The following is a 768-nucleotide window of genomic DNA, read 5'->3' as shown; positions in this document are numbered from 1 at the left end:
TAAGACCCTATCCCAATAGGGTTTTGTTCCACACAATAATGCCGCAAGCGAAATGCAGCATCGCTTCATAATTCTCGACTTTCTTCTCCCAGCGAGTCAGCACACGACGGAAGCGATTCATCCAACTGTGAGTTCTCTCTACCACCCAACGGTGCGCTTTAAAATCAGTGTTTTTCATGGCTTCAGATTCTTCTTTACGCGATTGAATGTGAGGTTCGTAATAGCGGCTCTTCAGATAGTCTTCCAGCCATTGTGCTTCATAGCCTTTATCCAGGCAGAGATGGAGCCTCCGGCCAGGCCTGCACGTCTGAAGACTGTCAAGCGTGTCAGCAACCAGCTTGATGTCATGCGTATTTGCCCCCGTGACAACCAGTGATAGCGGAAGCCCGTTCGCATCTGTGAGCAGACTGCGTTTTACCCCTTGTTTTCCTCTGTCTGTGGGGTTGCGTCCCGTTTTTTTGAGCCCGCCAAGGGAGACTTCGTGATACAACCGTCCATCGACAGCCATGACCAGTCGATGGCGCCCTGCTTTGCGCAATCAAGTAAGCCATTTTGCCAGAACCGCTCAAACACCCCAGCATCACGCCACTCTTGAAAGCGTCGGTGAGCAGAACTGGATGAGCAAATGCCGGTAGCATTGAGGGCATTCCATTGGCACCCCGTCCTAAGCACAAAGAAAATGGCGTTCATCGCGGCACGATTATCCACCCGCTTGCGATGCCTCCCCAGCGGGTGGTTGGTTTTGTGTTCTGGAAGCAATGGTTCCAT

The 768-nt window shown here is 51.8% G+C and carries 1 protein-coding gene; it reads right to left on the bottom strand.

The genetic code is table 11. The features are described from left to right. Positions 1 to 7: 7 nt before the first annotated feature. A protein-coding gene (locus tag OKC42_RS22660) for an IS5 family transposase (protein WP_270820940.1) occupies positions 8 to 768 on the bottom strand; the annotation gives its coding sequence in 2 pieces (ribosomal slippage) (positions 8 to 460 and positions 463 to 768; 759 coding nt annotated over the 2 pieces). This gene is flagged as partial in the annotation.

Source organism: Aeromonas sp. Y311-2, from assembly GCF_027706025.1.
Taxonomy (GTDB): Bacteria; Pseudomonadota; Gammaproteobacteria; order Enterobacterales; family Aeromonadaceae; genus Aeromonas; species Aeromonas veronii.
The sequence above is the reverse complement of the archived record's forward strand: the minus strand, read 5'-3'. Positions and strand labels throughout refer to the sequence as shown.